The organism is Nocardioides cremeus (genome assembly GCF_030518195.1).
GTDB classification, from domain to species: Bacteria; Actinomycetota; Actinomycetes; order Propionibacteriales; family Nocardioidaceae; genus Nocardioides; species Nocardioides cremeus.
Genome location: NZ_JAULSC010000259.1, coordinates 1 through 279, shown reverse-complemented (window position 1 = coordinate 279; position 279 = coordinate 1). Strand labels below are relative to the sequence as shown.

Sequence of the window (279 nt, the reverse complement as noted above, 5' to 3'; positions counted from 1 at the left end):
ACGCCGCAGGGCCCGCAAGTCGGCGACCTGAACATATGGAACGCAGCCGATCCGCGCGAGCGCTTCTGGGCCAGTCGCACGCGGCAGCTGCAGAGTAGCCATGTGGGCGAGGGGGATCGCCTGTGGAGTTGCTTGCCCTTTATGCGCCCGCTTTGCGGGCTTGTCGAGGATGGCTGTCGGCTTGGGGACAGACGCAGGGTTGGAGATGCGGGCGAGGCTAAGGAACGGACGAGGTGGGGGGGTCGCTGTCATGATTTGTTGGGTACCAGGTGTGATCCT

At 64.5% G+C, this 279-nt stretch carries 1 protein-coding gene; it reads left to right on the top strand.

Going from position 1 to position 279, the window contains the following annotated elements; genetic code table 11:
* Positions 1-27 precede the first annotated feature (27 nt).
* The coding region (locus QWJ41_RS21130) for a DUF1989 domain-containing protein (RefSeq protein ID WP_439117357.1) at positions 28-279 on the top strand (252 nt) is incomplete at its 3' end.